The sequence below is a fragment of the Pseudoalteromonas sp. NFXS53 genome (assembly GCF_056629255.1).
Genome location: NZ_JBWVBR010000010.1, coordinates 129,653 through 145,752, shown reverse-complemented (window position 1 = coordinate 145,752; position 16,100 = coordinate 129,653). Strand labels below are relative to the sequence as shown.

Below are 16,100 nucleotides of genomic sequence, written 5' to 3'. Positions count from 1 at the left end.
TCCTTACCTTACAGTACCCCTACCCCTAAATCAGGTTTTACATGCTCAATTACCATATAGGTATGGTTAGTACCAACACCTGGTATCTCAACTATCTGCCCTAGCACTTCACGATAAACCGTCATATCGGGTACTCGAATTTTCACTAAATAATCAAACCCACCGGCCACCATGTCACAACTCACCACATGGGGGATCCGAATAATATGCTGTTTGAAAGTTTCAAATACCGATTCTGTTGAGCTTTTTAGACGTATTTCTACGTGAGCCACTAGATGTTGTCCTAATTTTTCAGGGTTTAATCGAGCGCTGTACCCCTCTATATAACCTTCACTTTCGAGTTTTTTCACCCTGTCTAAGCACGGGCTAGGGCTTAAATTTACTGCCTTGGCGAGGTTTACGTTCGAAATTCTGCCGTTTTTGTGTAAAGCGTCTAAAATAGCTAAATCAATGCGATCAAGCACACGTGTTTTGATTGAAGTTGTCATACAGAATTTTATGCTGAATTATTTGAGATTTAAGCCGTAAATTATCGTAAAACGCCAAATTAAACCAGCATATTCCGCTGGTATTTGTATACAATGCACGAAAATTCTATCACCTTATAATTTTAGAGGGTTCACATTATGCTATTTAAAGGCGACTTAACGACCCAGTGTCCGATCCGTCAAAAGATCAGAGACTTCTATCGAATCGATGAAGAGCAAGTCATCGATCAGATTTTGCCTTTAGCAGAAGTTGGTGTTTCTGCTCGAAGCCGTGCTTGGGAGCGCGCGCGTCAAATGGTATTAAACATTCGTAAAGACCAAAAAGGTAAAGGCGGTGTTGATGCGCTTTTAGAAGAGTATTCTTTATCTTCTGAAGAAGGCATCGTGTTAATGTGTTTAGCTGAAGCTTTGCTTCGTGTGCCAGACAAAGAAACACAAGACGAACTAATTCGTGACAAGCTAAGTCAAGGTGACTGGAGCTCGCACTTAGGTAACAGTGACTCTCTATTTGTTAATGCATCAAGCTGGGGCTTATTGCTAACTGGCAAGATGGTTGACTATGCAGACAAATCAAAAGAAGAACAGTTTGGTCTACTAAAGCGCACTATGGGCCGCATTGGCGAGCCAGCAATCCGTAAATCTGTGCAATATGCAATGAAGATTATGGGTCAGCAGTTCGTAATGGGCACCACCATTGAAGCCGCTCTTGAACGTGCAAAAGAAAAAGAAGCACAAGGCTACGCCTACTCTTATGATATGCTAGGTGAAGGTGCGCGCACCATGGCCGATGCTGAGCGTTACTTCAACAGCTACATGACAGCAATTCATGTCATTGGTAAAGCAGCAAATGGCCGTGGTCCAATTAAGAGCCCTGGTATTTCTGTAAAACTTTCTGCAATTCATCCACGTTACGAGTTTTCACACCGTGATCGTGTAATGGCTGAAATCGTGCCTAAACTAAAAGAACTAGCACTTGCAGCTAAACAGTATGACATCAACTTCACTGTGGATGCAGAAGAAGCTGACCGTTTAGATATTTCTTTAGACATCATCGAAGCTGTATTCTCTGATGAAGCATTAGGTGACTGGAACGGTTTCGGTCTAGCAATGCAAGCATACCAAAAGCGCGCAATCTGGGTTGTTGACTGGTTAGAAGCCCTATGTCGTCGCGTTGGCCGTAAGATGATGGTTCGTCTAGTTAAAGGCGCTTACTGGGATACTGAAGTAAAACTTACACAAGCTGATGGCCTTGAAGGCTTCCCGGTATTCACACGTAAAGCAAGCACTGACGTATCTTACAAAGCCTGTGCAATTAAACTAATGAACGCGCGTGATGTGATCTTCCCTCAGTTCGCAACGCACAACGCATACTCTGCTGCGACAATCCTTGAACTAGCAAACGGCGAATACAACAACTTCGAATTCCAGTGTCTACATGGCATGGGTGACTCGCTATACAACCAAGTTGTAACCGAAGACAAAGTACAGTGCCGTGTATACGCGCCAGTTGGTCAGCACGAAGACCTACTAGCTTACCTAGTTCGTCGTCTATTAGAAAACGGTGCAAACTCTTCATTCGTTAATGCGATTGTTGATGAGAGTAAGCCGGTTGAAAGCCTATTAGAAGATCCGGTAGAAAAAATTCAGCGTCTTCGCAACAAGCGCAATACGCAAATTACTATGCCTATCGATATGTTCGGTGCAGAGCGTAACAACTCTAAAGGTTTAGACTTAACCAACATTAACCACATCACGCCAATGCGTGAAAATTTAAATGCTTGGGTAGAGAAAAACTTAATTACGCACAACGATGTACCTGAAGGTCATGAAGCGGTAATTAACCCTGCAAACCACGATGAAGTGCTTGGTTCAATTCGTCATCAAGACGAAGCTGAAATGAAACAGCTAGTTACCAACGCAGAACAAGCATTCGAAGCTTGGTCAAAGGTACCAATCAACGAGCGCGCCGATATTCTTCGTCGTACAGGTGATATTCTTGAAGAACATACTGATGAACTAATCGCTCTATGTATTAAAGAAGCAGGTAAAGTTGCCCAAGATGGAATCGATGAAGTACGTGAAGCGGTTGATTTCTGTCGTTATTACGCAGCAAAAGCAGAAGAACTTTCTTTAGACGAGCGTTTCTCTCCTCGTGGCGTGATTTTATGTATCAGCCCTTGGAACTTCCCACTGGCGATTTTCTTAGGCCAAGTGGCAGCGGCAATCGTGACAGGTAACACAGTTATTGCAAAACCAGCTGAGCAAACATCATTAGTTGCACTTCGCACTATAGACCTAATGAAGCAAGTTGGTTTGCCAGAAAACGTAGTTCAGCCTGTTATCGCACGCGGTAGCAAAGTTGGCCAGGTGATTGTACCTGACGAGCGTATTCAAGCTGTGATGTTCACAGGTTCAACTGAGACAGGTACACGTATTTCACAAACGCTTGCTGAGCGTGGTGGCGACCAAGTACCTCTAATTGCCGAAACCGGTGGTCAAAACTGTATGATCGTTGACTCAACAGCACTACCTGAGCAAGTTGTTGACGATGTGATCTCTTCTGGTTTCCAATCTGCTGGTCAGCGTTGTTCTGCGCTACGCGTACTATTTGTACAAGAAGAAATCGCAGACAAAGTGATCAACATGATCAAAGGTGCAATGAAAGAATTGCACGTTGGTGACCCGGCTTACCTTTCAACCGATGTTGGCCCGGTAATCGACCAAAAAGCGCATAGCGCACTTACTGAACACGTAGAGTACTTAAAAGGCAATGCAACACTGCATTTTGAGTGTCCGCTTCCTGATATGGGTGATACAGGTCACTTCTTCTTTGCGCCTCGTTTATATGAGATCAAAGACCTATCTGTGCTTAAGAAAGAAGTATTTGGTCCATGTGTACACGTGATCCGCTTCAAAGGCACTGAAATCGATAAAGTAATCGACCAAGTAAACAGCACTGGCTTTGGCTTAACCATGGGTATTCACTCTCGTATTGAAGAGCGTGCAAACTACCTAGCTAAGCAATCTCGAGCGGGTAACATTTACATCAACCGTAACATGATCGGCGCAGTTGTTGGTGTTCAGCCGTTCGGTGGTCGTGGTCTTTCTGGTACTGGCCCTAAAGCAGGTGGTCCTAACTACCTGTTCCGTCTAGTTAAAGAAAATAAGACGCCGGATAACCGTCAAGTTACTAACATTGCTGTTGATACCGAAGAACTTAAAGCGTTCCAGGGTGCGCAAGAGCAAGTTAGCCAGCTAATGCAAAACTCAATGCGTGATGAAAAAGCCTGGCGTGCAATGCCACTAAATAACCGCGTATCTGTGGTACGCCAGTTATTAGCAAAACTTGCCAATGTTGAGATTATGGATCAGCTTGCTGATGACCTATCACATACTTTAGCTGATGCACGTGAGCAGATCATCCGTGTTGAAAAGCGCTTAAGCAAAGTTGTACAGTTGCCTGGTCCTACAGGTGAGTCAAATACAATTCGTTACGAGTCTCGTGGCTGTGTTGTGTGTTTTGCAGATAAAGACACCTCATTCAACTTCTGGGTTATGTCTATCATTACTTCACTCGCTGCTGGTAATACAGTGATCACTGTAGTGTCTGACTTATTCCACGAAGAAGCACTTGCCTTTAGAGACAAGTTAATCAGCTGTGGTGTAGCTGAAGGCGTTATGCAGGTTGCTAAGCTTAATCAGCTTCCAGCAGTATTGGCTCATGATCACCTAGCAGCAGCAGTGGTTGGAAGTGGCTGTGCGCGTAAAGGTTACTTCAGCATGCAACTAGCTGCACGTAAGGGTGCAATCCTGCCTGTGATCAGTGCTGAGTACTACGATACGCTACTTAACCGTCTAGTGACAGAAAAGACTATCAGTATCGATACTACGGCGTCAGGTGGTAATACATCGCTTATGACATTAGTTGAAGACGACGAATAATCTATTTTACTCTTTAATTTTAAAAAGCCTGTACTTTTAATTAAGTACAGGCTTTTTTATTTTCATGATCTTACCCTGCTGTCTTTTTAACTATCTTTTGCTAGGCTTAAATAACTGGCACTAAATAAGAAAGTACTGTGAAGAGCATAAGCATTGAAGAGTTACAGCCCGGTATGTATGTCGTGAGTGTGTTAGAGCAAACTGGCAGTGTACAAGTCAAAACACAAGGCTGGGTCAAAACACAAACTAGTATCGACAAACTCGCCTCTGCGGGTATTTTAAGAGTTGAAGTTGACCCTGATAAAATGCTCGACTTGAGCAATAACAAACACGGTATTACTGCGTCTGACTCTGATATTCAAAATGCGCCTGAGCAAAAAAAAGACCCTTGGCATAAATCTACTGCCATCAGCGCTGAAATAAATCAGGCAATGAAACTCGTTGAAGAAGCCAAGTCACTTCAAGCCAAAGCCTTTGCAGATTTAAAAGCGGGTAACCCCATTGATGTCGAGGCGTTTAAAGAGGTAGCAACGAGCTTTATAGATTCAATTTTCCGTAATCAAGATGCCCTATCTTGCATTGCAATGATCAAACAAAAAGACGCTTATCTACTCGAACACTCTATTAATGTTGCCACACTCATTACTATTTTTGCTAAACATTTACGTTTAGACAGAGAGATTATTGAAGAGCTCGCCACTGGCGCTTTACTCCATGATATCGGTAAAATAAAAGTCGATGATGCGGTCCTCAATAAGCCCGGTAAACTAAGTGACAGCGAATTCGAGCAAATGAAGCAACATGCTCAATTCAGTTATGAGATTGTCACTGAAGCTGGCTTATCTAAAATAAGCTGTGAAGTAGCAGGTTTTCATCATGAACGACTTGATGGCTCTGGTTACCCGCAAGGTTTAAGTAATGGTGAAATATCAGACTATGTCAGAATGGCCTCTATTGTTGATGTATTTGATGCATTAACGGCTGAACGAGTCTATAAAAAAGCGCTTACACCAATTCAAGCTTTTAAAATGCTCAGAGAAAGCAGTCCACATCACTTTGACGAAAAACTCCTGAATGAATTCATAAACTGTATTGGAGTATACCCTGTTGGCTCTTTGGTAAAGTTGAAGTCTCAAAGAATAGGCATGGTTGCAAGCTCAAATCCAGAGCAGCCCTTAAAGCCCATTGTTAAAATATTTTACAGTGCTAAATCAATGTACCACATCGCTGTCGAAGACATAGATTTGGCAGAAAAACGCTGTACGGATGAATTAGAAGCGGCAATAAAACCTGAAGAGTTTGGTTTAGACCTGATTAAGTTTTTCAAGCACTCAGTTTTACCATAAGGTGCTTTCATAAATCCGGCTCTGCACGCCTTAATAGGCGCTTACATAAAAAAGCCTAAACAACATAAGTGATTTAGGCCTTCATTTACATCTAAATTACGTTCAAGAGTTGTTAATAAGGTTGCCAATCTTGCATGGCTTTCACTGCAAAGTCGTACCCTTGAAATCTAAAAATACTCGCCTCTGGTGCGATTTCCAGTAAGCGCATATCATTAATCTTGTCACCCTCGTACAGTTCAACGCCATTGATTTTTATCCAACGCTTATGCTCTGAGGTGGCATAAATATGAGCTTGATACGTCAATTTTCCTATTGCAGCTTGTGTTTTTACAGGTAGAAATTCAATAGATAAGCGCTCTTTTTCTGGCGTAGTTTCAGCGGGCTCTGCCTCAGTAAAATCTTTATCTTCGGTTTCTGCAACCGCAAGCTCAAATGCCGCTTTTAGCCTTGCCGCGGCTTCATCAGCTGTATTTTCTGGTAATTGATTTTCTGTATTGCTCTGAGAGGCCGAGATATTTAACGGCTCTGTTTGTGTCTTAGGCTCGGACTCTAATGGTTTTCCTAATACTCGATACTGACTAATATCTTCTTGCGATGGTGTCGATTGTGAAGAAACATCTGCTTGGCTATTCAACTGCGTATCATCCAGTGGTTTACCTAATACACGATACTGGCTTAAGTCTTCTTCAGGTTGTTCTAGTAAAGCGCTATTGCTAACAACAGAAGACTCAGCTGGCACAGTACTGACCTGAGCAACAGCCGAAAGCGGTACCAATTGCTGTTTAAAAATAGGTGCCCCTTGCTCGTTTACTCCCACTTGCACTGACATCCATTGATATTGTTCACCGGATTGTACTGCACCTTGGTTATTTGGATTTTCAGCAGTCGGCTTCGCCTGAGTTGGTTGCAAGCGCGACACATTGTCTTGTTGCTTTGTTTCTTGCTGCGCTACTGTTTCGACTGTTTCTTCAACTTGCTCTTTCGGATTTTGTAAGGTAGCAATTGATTGAGATTGACTCTGAAGGTATTGGCCGCTATAAAAACCAGCCAATGCAAAAGTAACACTCAAACCAACACCCGCAAGACCAATCGAGAGCTTTCTATAAAAAGCCAATTGTTTTGTTTGTTGATATGCTAAGTGAGCTTGCTCAGTACTGTTTGCAGTTTGTGATTGTTTAAATGCGGCATCAATAATAGACATAATTGAACTTCTCAAAAAATATAAGCAGCAGCAAAGCCAACAACATAGCTTGCTACAATAAGAGACAAGACAGGCGTAAACTGCTTCAGCTTACTTTCAGAAGCTGGTTCACTATTCACACTGACCATAGGTAGGGCTTCTTTTGCAGCCTGTTCAACCACAGCTTTATCTATGACTCTTTTCTGCGCAGAAAAAGCACCCAGTAAACATCTGTCTGCCAACAGATTGATTAAACGCGGTATACCTTGAGTTCGTTTATAAATATGGGCAACTGCCTCATGACTGAATAAAGCTGCATCACAGCCTGCTGTTTGCAAGCGATGCTGAATATACGCAAACACTTGAGACTCAGTCAGTGCCAATAAGTGATATCTAGAGGTAATGCGCTGAGCTAATTGTCTGAGCTCATTGCGCTGCAGTAGCGTCTGCAACTCTGGCTGACCAATCAGAGCAATTTGTACCAACTTTTTATCGTCTGTTTCAAGGTTGGTTAATAAACGCAGTTGCTCTAGCACACTTGGTGATAAATGCTGTGCCTCATCAATCACAAGTAAAGTGTGGCCACCCGCTTTATAGTTCTCTGTAAATCGTGCTTTTAAGGCGTCGGTTAAGCTTTTAAGTGTCGCAGTTTCAGGATCATATGATATTGATAATTCATCACAGATACTTGCGAGTAGTTCTAGTTCAGAAAGCGCAGGGTTTAATACAAAAGCCACTTCGGTATTTTCAGGCAATGATTTCAGCATTGAGCGCGTTATGGTGGTTTTACCAGTTCCAACTTCACCCGTCAGTAATACAAACCCACCCGTGTCACCCAGTCCATAATTTAAGTGTAACAACGCCTCTTTATGGCGCTCACTCATATATAAATACTCAGGATTAGGCGCAATTGAGAACGGCTTCTCTTTCAACCCAAAATAGCTTAAATACACGATAAAACTCTTTATTGTTATGATAGGCCCTATAATGGCAAAAAAGTGCGCAAGATAAAACCTTGAAACCAAGTGCACCCGTTGAAACATTGGAATACACATGAAAGTTTATTTAGTTGGAGGCGCTGTTCGTGATGCGCTTTTAAATTACCCAGTTGTAGAACACGATTATGTCGTCGTCGGTAGTACTCCTGAAGAAATGCAGTCTTTGGGCTATAAACAGGTTGGGAAAGACTTCCCTGTATTTTTACATCCACAAAGTAAAGACGAATATGCCCTAGCGCGCAAAGAGCGTAAAAACGGACAAGGTTATACCGGCTTTATATGTGACTTCGACCCATCTGTTACTTTAGAAGAAGACTTATATCGCCGTGATTTAACTATCAACGCCATTGCACAAGATGAAAATGGACAACTGATTGACCCATATCATGGCCAAGCTGATATAAATAACCGCTTGCTTAGGCATGTCAGCCCTGCCTTTAGTGAAGACCCGCTTCGAGTTTTACGTGTTGCGAGATTTGCTGCACGCTATCACCATTTAGGCTTTACCATTGCGCCAGAAACGCTTTTGCTTATGAAAGATATAGTTGCCAGCGGTGAGCTTAAAACATTAACCAAAGAGCGGATCTGGTTAGAGATAGAAAAATGTCTAAAAACCAACACTCTTCACTTATTCTTAGAAGTAATAAATAGCATTAATGCTTTAATTTATGTCCTTCCTATTTTGCCAAGCTGGTCCAGCGTAGAAAGCCAAATAGTTACAGGTGCTAATCAATGTCTGGCAACAAAAGAAATAGCAATTGATTCTGACACACTGCAAGTTTGTCACTTTTGTTTATGTCTAGAAGCCTGCTCACCAGATGACCTTAAACATATAGAACAAACGCTTAAAGTCCCCAGTACCTATGCAAACAGCTTGCGAGACTTTAAGTTATTAAATAACTTTTTAAATGAAAAAAACTTTAGCCCTGAAAGTATTTTAGCGTTCTTTAACCTCATAGATCTTTGGCGTCGCCCTGAACGCTTAAACTTGTTACTAGAGATACTAAAATATACACAGTGTCAGCAAGATATTACACAAACGCTACAAAATTGTGCGATGGCATCTCAAGCGGTTACTGCACAACAGGTCATCGCATTAGGATATCAAGGTCCAGCGATTAAACTTGGATTACAAACAGCTCGAATTGCTGCAATAGAAAAAACACTCAGTTAACAGCTCGCTCTTTTTGCATACATTTAGAGGTGACTTTTTATTCAGCACCTCTAAAGTTCCCACTATTTTTTATTTTCTTTTTTAAATGCTCACTATTAAAGCAGCCTGATTAACAATATCAGGAACAACAAAGTTACATTTTAGAGCGCTAAAAATACAATATCTTTAATAAAAGTTTGCACACACTAACAAAGGGTTAAAACCAATATTGACAAACCTACCAACGGGATTACCCTGTAAATTTATGATTACAAAAAATACCACTGCAACCACCTGTAATTGAAGAAAAAAAACAATTAAAACTCAAAATAAAAACACAATTCACAAAAAGGGAACATTTAACACAAACAGGGCAAATAATTAAGTAACAATTACTTATGCTAAAAACAGTACCTGACCTATGGCACATGCAACGCATGTGAGATTCAAAACAAATAGAGAAAGGTTATATGTTGAAGAAGTTAAACCTATTAACAGCAAGCATTCAGGCTGCTGTACTAGCAGGTACTGCAGCAGGTACTGTTGCGGTAGCAAATACAGATACTGAAGCGCAAAAAGTAGAGCGCATTCAGGTTACTGGTTCTAAAATTAAGCGTTTTAACCTAACGTCTCCAACTCCGGTTACTGTGATCGGCGGTGTTGAACTAGAAAACCAAGGTATTACTAACGTAAACGACCTACTTGAAGAAATGCCTCAAGCGACAGTTGGCCTTTCTCCTGAAACAACGACTAACTACATTTACGCTTCAGGCCTTAACACAACTGACCTTCGTGGTTTAGGTTCTGAGCGTACTTTGGTGCTTGTTAATGGTCGTCGTTTCGTACCAGGCTCTGTAGGTGACACTGCTGTTGACTTAAACAACATCCCTACATCAATGATCGAGCGTATTGAAATTGCAACTGGTGGTGCTGCAGCTGTTTATGGTGCGGATGCTGTTGCAGGTGTTGTAAACATCATTACTAAAAAGTCTATGGACGGTATCGAAGTTGATGTTTCAACAGTTCGTCCAGAGCAAAGCGGTGGTGAGTCAAACTACTTCTCAATCACAGGTGGTATGGAAGCAGATAAGTTATCTTTCATCGCATCTGTAAATTACACAGAAAACGAAAGCTACACGAAACTAAGCCGTGATTTCTTCGCAAACCCAGTAAACTCATATGGCAACCCAGCAAATGCAAGCGGTGACGACAATGTTCCTGGTCGCGTTATTCTTGGTCAGCCAACTGCGCTTGCGTATTACTCTGAAGGTGGTGATTTCTTCACTAAAAACGCTTTCTCTACAGACGGTTACTTAAACCACCATTACACGTTTGATGAGAACGGTAACATCCGTGCATTCGACAACGGCCTAGGTATGATCCCAAATCCGGGTGTTGGCCGTGATGCAAACCGTTACTTCACTGATGCAAACAACATGGGTGATGGTATCTTTAGCGATGGTTATAAGTCTTACTTCCAAACTCCGCTTGAGCGTGTAATTGCATCAGCTTACGGTACTTATCAGCTAGATGACGAGCATGCATTAACGTTTGACTTCACTTACTCAAACACAGATGCAACAACTGAAAGCTCACCTGCTTTCTTCCGTCACACGATTCGTCGCGACAACGCATTCATCAAAGATGATATGGCGAAACTAATGGACGACAATGAGCTTACTTCTGTAACGCTTCGTCAAGCAAACGAGCACCTTTGGGGTGACCGTATGTACAACCAAGAGCGTGAAGTATTCCGTACTTCTTTTGGCGCTGAAGGTTACTTATCTGATGACTGGGGTTACAGCACATACGTTCAATATGGACGTATCGAGCAAGATACGCTTTGGACAGGTGAAGTATTAACACAGAACCTTGCAAACGCGATTGACGCTGTAGAGTATAACGGTCAAATCGTATGTGCTGATCGCGATGCGAAAGGCAATGTGGTTGGTGCAATTGAAGGTTGTACACCTTTCAACCCAATGGGTGCTACATCTGCAACAGCAGCTCAGCAAGATTATATCGCAACGACAGCAACTCGTTTTGCTAAGCACGACCAAGTTGTATTTGCACTAACTGTTGATGGTTCTTTATATGAACTACCGGCTGGTTATGTAGCAGCAGCATTCACTGCGGAGCACCGTCGTGAATCAGCAACAACTGCTCCATCTGAAAACATGGAAAAAGGCTTAATCTTTGGTAACTCTAGCCTTCCGATGGACGGTGAAATTGAAGTTGATGAACTATCAGCTGAAATCTCAATTCCACTTCTTGAAGATGCTTTCCTAGCGACAGATCTAACACTAGAAACTGCATTCCGTTACATGGATTACTCTGTAACTGGTTCTGATAACGCGTGGAAACTGGCGCTTAACTGGGGTGTAACTGACGACCTACGTGTACGTTTAAACCGCTCTAAATCAGTACGTGCGCCAAACCTAGGTGATTTATTCACACCAAACTCAAAAACGTTTAGCTCAGGTCGTGCGGACGTATGTCGTGCCGACTCAATTGCAAGTTCTGGTAGCAAATACAAAGACAATGTCATCAAGAACTGTCAAGCAGATGGCCTAGCTGCAGGTTGGATGCCAACTGATGACTGGATCGGTGGCGGTAGTCTACCTGGTTACATTCAGGGTAACCAAAACCTTGAAAATGAAGTATCAAATGACTACACAGTTGGTGTGATTTACACGCCTTCATTCGTAGACGGTTTAGACTTCACAGTGGACTACTGGTCATTTGAAGTTGATGGCGCGATTGAATACTTCGGTCGTAACAGTGTTGCCCTATGTTATGAGTCATCTTCTTTAGATAACCCATTCTGTGGTAACTTTGAGCGTGACGAGAAGACGGGCAATATCACTCACTTCTACACTCGTCCAATCAATGCTGCACAAATCACTAAGAAAGGTATGGACTTCGAGTCAGCTTACCGTACAGACGTATTCAACGGTAGCCTATCTCTTAAGCTAACTGCAACGTACCTAATTGATGACAACCAAAACTCAACTGGTCGTGAAGAAGACTTCCGTAACTACGTTGGTGAAACTGCGTCTCCACGCTGGAAAGGTCGTTTAAGTGCTGTTTACTCTCAAGATGATTCATCTTATGTATTAACAGCAAACTACCGTCATGCAACAGTAAATGACAACGACTGGACTGCAGAAGACAACAACTATAACGATATCCCGTCTTACACGACATTTGATTTCATGTACAAGACATACCTAATGGATGAGTTACAGTTACGTGTAGGTATTAACAACCTATTAGACCGTGAACCACCACGTAACCCGTTCACTTATGATGATGGTGAATTCTTTGACGTTAAAGGCCGCCGTCTATCAATCGGTGCTAAATACACTTTCTAATCTAATTAGAAGTTAGTATTTCAAAACGCCTCTTCGGAGGCGTTTTTTATTGCCTCAAACTGACTGACAACTAATACTTGTATTTCTGAATCAAGCTATTCTATTGTTACTATCGCTTATGAAAATGGGTTTAGCTATCTCTCGTCTCTCAAGAGATTATTTACTATTTTGTTTTAGACATAAAAAAACAGCGCCGAAGCGCTGTCATTATAGTCATGCTAAAAAACTTAAATAACGTTTACCACATTAAGAAAGCAAATAGCCCTAGACCTAAAAGCAAACGGTAAACGACAAACGGGAACATGCCCATTTTCTCAATCACTTTTAAGAAAAAGTAAATACACGCGTAAGCCGCAATAAACGATAACACTGCACCTAAAATAATCGCGTTCCAATCAATCAGTTCATCGCCTGTCGATAGCTTATAGATATAGTATGAACCCGCTGCAGCAATAACGGGAATAGACATCAAGAAAGAGAAACGTGCTGCACTTTGCTTATTCAAGCCAAGTAATAGACCCGTTGTCATTGTTATACCTGAGCGCGATGTGCCCGGGAATAACATAGCAACCACTTGCGACAAACCAATCAAAAGCGCCATTACCCAGTTAATTTGATAAATGGTTTTGATTTGCTTCGCTTTTGCATCGGCATACCAAAGTAATAAACCAAATACGATGGTCGTTGTGGCTATGATCCACGCATTACGAGAATATACTTCAACAAAGTCTTTTAATAAGTAACCAATAATCAATGACGGTAAAGTTGCCAAAATAATCCACCAGCCAAGCTGGCTGTCATCCGTTTTTTTGCCTTGTGCACCAAATGAGTTAAACCACGCACTTAAAATATCTACGACTTCTTTTCTAAAATAGATAATCACCGCTAACAATGTACCAACGTGAACAGCGACATCAAATGCAGTGCCTTGATCTTGCCAGCCCAATACTTGTGACGGCAGGATTAAGTGTGCTGAACTCGAAATAGGTAAAAACTCTGTCAGGCCTTGTACTAGGGCCAACACAATAATTTCAATAATGCTCATGGGTTAGAACTCCACTTTCCATAGCTTTTGGTTTAAGTTGTTATAATTTTGCCAAAGTTCACCTATCGTTTGCTCTGCAACAGGATGATAAAAATCTGCGGCTAACTCAGCAAGCGGCTGCAGCACAAAGGCATTCTTGGTTATTTCATCACGAGGCAATTGTGCAGGTGAGTCGCAAATTACATCATCATAAAACAGTAGGTCGAGATCGAGCGTGCGTGGGCTAAACTTTTTATCTGACTTTGTTCGACCATTGTCTCTTTCGATCTGTTTGAGTAAAGCGCACACCTGCTCAAGCGACATATCTGTTTGTGCTGCAAAGACTGAATTAAAAAAGTTATTGCCATTAAAACCAACGGCTTCACTTTCAAAGACACTAGAATGCTGATACTCAGGAAATTGCGAAATCAAGGCATTTAAGCCCGCACGTAGATGTTTTTCTCTGTCTACGTTAGAGCCTAAGCTAATAAAAATCTGCGCCATACTAGATGTCTTTAACTCGAGTGATCTCAACGCCGACAGTCAGCGCAGCTGGCACTGCTGCAGGCTTGCTCACCTTAATCGTCACTTGTGTGACGTTGTACTTCTCTAAAATCAATGCTGCGAGTTGCTCAACTAAGGTTTCAAGTAATTCAACTGGTTTGGCTGTGGTATGCGTAATTATATCTTCGCTAACTTTTGCATAATCGACTGCTAAGTTAATGTCATCACTCTGCGCTGCAGCTCGAATATCAGTTAGCATCTCCACATCAAAGTACAAACTTTGTTTACTTTCTTTCTCAAAATCGTACACGCCAATAATGGTTTCAACATGTAGCTGAGAAATATAGACCTTATCCATTCACGCCCCACTTTGGTATTTTGTCTGTGACAAATAGATTAGTAACTTATATAGTTACATTCGAATCGGGAAATGATAGCCGAAATACGCTGAAGACAAAATAAGGAAACCTGTGTTAATTACGTTAATCTGCATATGTGCCTATTTAATTGGCTCTGTATCGTCTGCAGTGCTCGTGTGTCAGTTATTCAAGTTACCCGACCCTCGCTTTTCTGGCTCAAATAATCCAGGCGCAACCAATGTGCTTCGCTTAGGTGGAAAACTTCCCGCCGCTTTAGTTCTCGCCTTCGACATATTGAAAGGCACAATACCGGTTTGGGGCGCATACTTTTTAGGTGTAGAGCCAAATTGGTTGGGCGCAATTGCTGTCGCAGCTTGTCTTGGTCATATCTACCCGGTGTTCTTTCATTTTAATGGAGGAAAAGCCGTTGCGACGGCGTTTGGCGCTTTATTACCAATAGGGTTAAGTTTAGGTGGGCTATTGATTGCAACCTGGGCCATTGTAGTTTGGCTAACTCGATATTCATCGCTAGGCGCGATTGTTACTGTTGCTTTGGCTCCGCTTTATACTTGGTTGATTAAACCACTTTATACTGTGCCTGTGAGTTTTTTAACTGTGCTGATTATCTTTCGTCATCGCGCCAATATAAAAAGGCTCCTTCAAGGGAAGGAGCCAAAAATAGGTAAAAAAAAGACTTAGTTATAAAGTCTACAACGGTGGTAAACTTTCAATCGGCCAACGTGGCTGCGTTTTCATATCTAGTGTTGCATATTGCTTGGCTTTTAATCTCTGCATACCTGCAAAAGCAATCATAGCGCCATTATCAGTACAAAACTCAGTACGAGGATAAAATACTTGTCCTTTCATGCCTTGCATCATACGCTCAAGCTTTTGGCGCAGTTCAGTGTTTGCACTCACACCACCTGCAATGACTAAACGTTTAATACCCGTTTCTTTCAGAGCGCGTTTGCACTTAATCGCGAGTGTATCGATTACAGCAGTTTGGAATGCATGAGCAATATCAGCTTTAGTCTGTTCATCATCACCTTCTTTACGAATGGTGTTAGCTGCAGCTGTTTTTAAGCCACTAAAACTAAAATCCAAACCTGGTTTATCTGTCATAGGTCGCGGAAAAGTAAAACGCCCAGGCGTCCCCTGCTCGGCCATTTTTGCCAGTAACGGGCCGCCTGGATAGTCTAACCCTAATAATTTAGCTGTCTTATCAAATGCCTCACCTGCAGCATCATCAACTGACTCACCTAGCACTTCATATTGACCAATGCCTGCCACTTTCACCATCATGGTATGGCCACCAGAAACTAGTAGCGCAACAAAAGGGAATTCTGGTTGCTCGTCTTCAAGCATCGGCGCTAATAAATGCCCTTCCATATGATGCACCGCTACAGCAGGCTTATCCCATGCAAATGCTAAAGAGCGACCAATTGAAGTACCGACTAACAAAGCGCCAACCAAGCCTGGACCTGCAGTATAAGCAACACCATCAATGTCTTCTGGGCCACAATCTGCCTCTTTAAAAGCTTCATCTATCAGTGGAATGGTTTTGCGGACATGGTCACGAGAAGCAAGCTCTGGTACAACACCGCCATAGTCAGCATGCACTTTTACTTGGCTGTAAAGCTTATGAGCAAGTAAGCCTTGCTCATCATCGTAAATTGCAATTCCCGTCTCGTCACAAGATGATTCAATGCCTAAAATGCGCATCAATAATTCT

The 16,100-nt window shown here is 42.1% G+C and carries 12 protein-coding genes; 5 read left to right on the top strand and 7 right to left on the bottom strand.

Annotation, left to right across the window (positions count from 1 at the left end; translation table 11 throughout):
* Positions 1 to 8: 8 nt before the first annotated feature.
* Entirely contained in the window at positions 9 to 488 is a 480-nt protein-coding gene (locus AC1HJP_RS12555; RefSeq protein WP_058029014.1) for a winged helix-turn-helix transcriptional regulator, read from the bottom strand.
* A gap of 138 nt (positions 489 to 626) precedes the next feature.
* Here AC1HJP_RS12555 and putA point away from each other — a divergent pair, with 138 nt between their 5' ends.
* A complete protein-coding gene (putA, locus tag AC1HJP_RS12550) occupies positions 627 to 4,430 on the top strand; it encodes a bifunctional proline dehydrogenase/L-glutamate gamma-semialdehyde dehydrogenase PutA (protein ID WP_480362120.1) in 3,804 nt (1,267 codons plus the stop codon).
* A gap of 137 nt (positions 4,431 to 4,567) precedes the next feature.
* Entirely contained in the window at positions 4,568 to 5,776 is a 1,209-nt protein-coding gene (locus tag AC1HJP_RS12545) for a cyclic di-GMP phosphodiesterase (protein ID WP_480362119.1), read from the top strand.
* 112 nt (positions 5,777 to 5,888) lie between these two features.
* Here the strand turns inward: AC1HJP_RS12545 and AC1HJP_RS12540 are convergent, their stop codons facing one another.
* The gene (locus AC1HJP_RS12540; protein ID WP_480362118.1) at positions 5,889 to 6,977 is read right to left on the bottom strand and encodes a general secretion pathway protein GspB; all 1,089 of its coding nucleotides are present in this window, start codon (positions 6,975 to 6,977) and stop codon (positions 5,889 to 5,891) included.
* A gap of 11 nt (positions 6,978 to 6,988) precedes the next feature.
* The gene (locus AC1HJP_RS12535) at positions 6,989 to 7,909 is read right to left on the bottom strand and encodes an ExeA family protein (protein WP_480362117.1); all 921 of its coding nucleotides are present in this window, start codon (positions 7,907 to 7,909) and stop codon (positions 6,989 to 6,991) included.
* 100 nt (positions 7,910 to 8,009) lie between these two features.
* Between AC1HJP_RS12535 and AC1HJP_RS12530 the strand changes: the two genes are divergently transcribed.
* Positions 8,010 to 9,128: a tRNA nucleotidyltransferase/poly(A) polymerase-related protein gene (locus tag AC1HJP_RS12530; protein WP_480362116.1), complete on the top strand. Its 1,119-nt coding sequence runs from the start codon at positions 8,010 to 8,012 to the stop codon at positions 9,126 to 9,128.
* Between the two features lie 449 nt (positions 9,129 to 9,577).
* On the top strand, positions 9,578 to 12,481 hold the full coding sequence (locus tag AC1HJP_RS12525) for a TonB-dependent receptor domain-containing protein (RefSeq protein WP_480362115.1): 2,904 nt from the start codon (positions 9,578 to 9,580) through the stop codon (positions 12,479 to 12,481).
* 238 nt (positions 12,482 to 12,719) lie between these two features.
* Here the strand turns inward: AC1HJP_RS12525 and AC1HJP_RS12520 are convergent, their stop codons facing one another.
* The 3 genes from AC1HJP_RS12520 to folB are packed head-to-tail and all read right to left on the bottom strand — an operon-like array spanning position 12,720 to position 14,367.
* Positions 12,720 to 13,526: an undecaprenyl-diphosphate phosphatase gene (locus tag AC1HJP_RS12520; protein ID WP_349287414.1), complete on the bottom strand. Its 807-nt coding sequence runs from the start codon at positions 13,524 to 13,526 to the stop codon at positions 12,720 to 12,722.
* Between the two features lie 3 nt (positions 13,527 to 13,529).
* On the bottom strand, positions 13,530 to 14,009 hold the full coding sequence (gene folK, locus AC1HJP_RS12515; RefSeq protein ID WP_480362114.1) for a 2-amino-4-hydroxy-6-hydroxymethyldihydropteridine diphosphokinase: 480 nt from the start codon (positions 14,007 to 14,009) through the stop codon (positions 13,530 to 13,532).
* A gap of 1 nt (position 14,010) precedes the next feature.
* Positions 14,011 to 14,367 carry a dihydroneopterin aldolase gene (folB, locus tag AC1HJP_RS12510; protein WP_480362113.1) on the bottom strand — a complete coding sequence of 119 codons (357 nt, stop codon included), beginning with the start codon at positions 14,365 to 14,367 and terminating at the stop codon, positions 14,011 to 14,013.
* Between the two features lie 112 nt (positions 14,368 to 14,479).
* On the opposite strand from folB, the gene plsY reads away from it, so the two are divergent.
* The gene (plsY, locus tag AC1HJP_RS12505; RefSeq protein WP_480362112.1) at positions 14,480 to 15,067 is read left to right on the top strand and encodes a glycerol-3-phosphate 1-O-acyltransferase PlsY; all 588 of its coding nucleotides are present in this window, start codon (positions 14,480 to 14,482) and stop codon (positions 15,065 to 15,067) included.
* A gap of 9 nt (positions 15,068 to 15,076) precedes the next feature.
* Here the strand turns inward: plsY and tsaD are convergent, their stop codons facing one another.
* Positions 15,077 to 16,090, bottom strand: a complete 1,014-nt coding sequence (gene tsaD, locus AC1HJP_RS12500; protein ID WP_480362134.1) for a tRNA (adenosine(37)-N6)-threonylcarbamoyltransferase complex transferase subunit TsaD — start codon at positions 16,088 to 16,090, stop codon at positions 15,077 to 15,079.
* Positions 16,091 to 16,100 lie beyond the last annotated feature (10 nt).

What these genes read in the sequence shown, in the direction of transcription:
- AC1HJP_RS12525 (WP_480362115.1), top strand. Translation starts at nt 9,578, where the DNA reads ATGTTGAAGAAGTTAAACCTATTAACAGCAAGCATTCAGGCTGCTGTA.
- putA (WP_480362120.1), top strand. Translation starts at nt 627, where the DNA reads ATGCTATTTAAAGGCGACTTAACGACCCAGTGTCCGATCCGTCAAAAG.
- tsaD (WP_480362134.1), bottom strand. Translation starts at nt 16,090, where the DNA reads ATGCGCATTTTAGGCATTGAATCATCTTGTGACGAGACGGGAATTGCA.
- folK (WP_480362114.1), bottom strand. Translation starts at nt 14,009, where the DNA reads ATGGCGCAGATTTTTATTAGCTTAGGCTCTAACGTAGACAGAGAAAAA.
- folB (WP_480362113.1), bottom strand. Translation starts at nt 14,367, where the DNA reads ATGGATAAGGTCTATATTTCTCAGCTACATGTTGAAACCATTATTGGC.
- AC1HJP_RS12555 (WP_058029014.1), bottom strand. Translation starts at nt 488, where the DNA reads ATGACAACTTCAATCAAAACACGTGTGCTTGATCGCATTGATTTAGCT.
- AC1HJP_RS12520 (WP_349287414.1), bottom strand. Translation starts at nt 13,526, where the DNA reads ATGAGCATTATTGAAATTATTGTGTTGGCCCTAGTACAAGGCCTGACA.
- AC1HJP_RS12530 (WP_480362116.1), top strand. Translation starts at nt 8,010, where the DNA reads ATGAAAGTTTATTTAGTTGGAGGCGCTGTTCGTGATGCGCTTTTAAAT.
- AC1HJP_RS12540 (WP_480362118.1), bottom strand. Translation starts at nt 6,977, where the DNA reads ATGTCTATTATTGATGCCGCATTTAAACAATCACAAACTGCAAACAGT.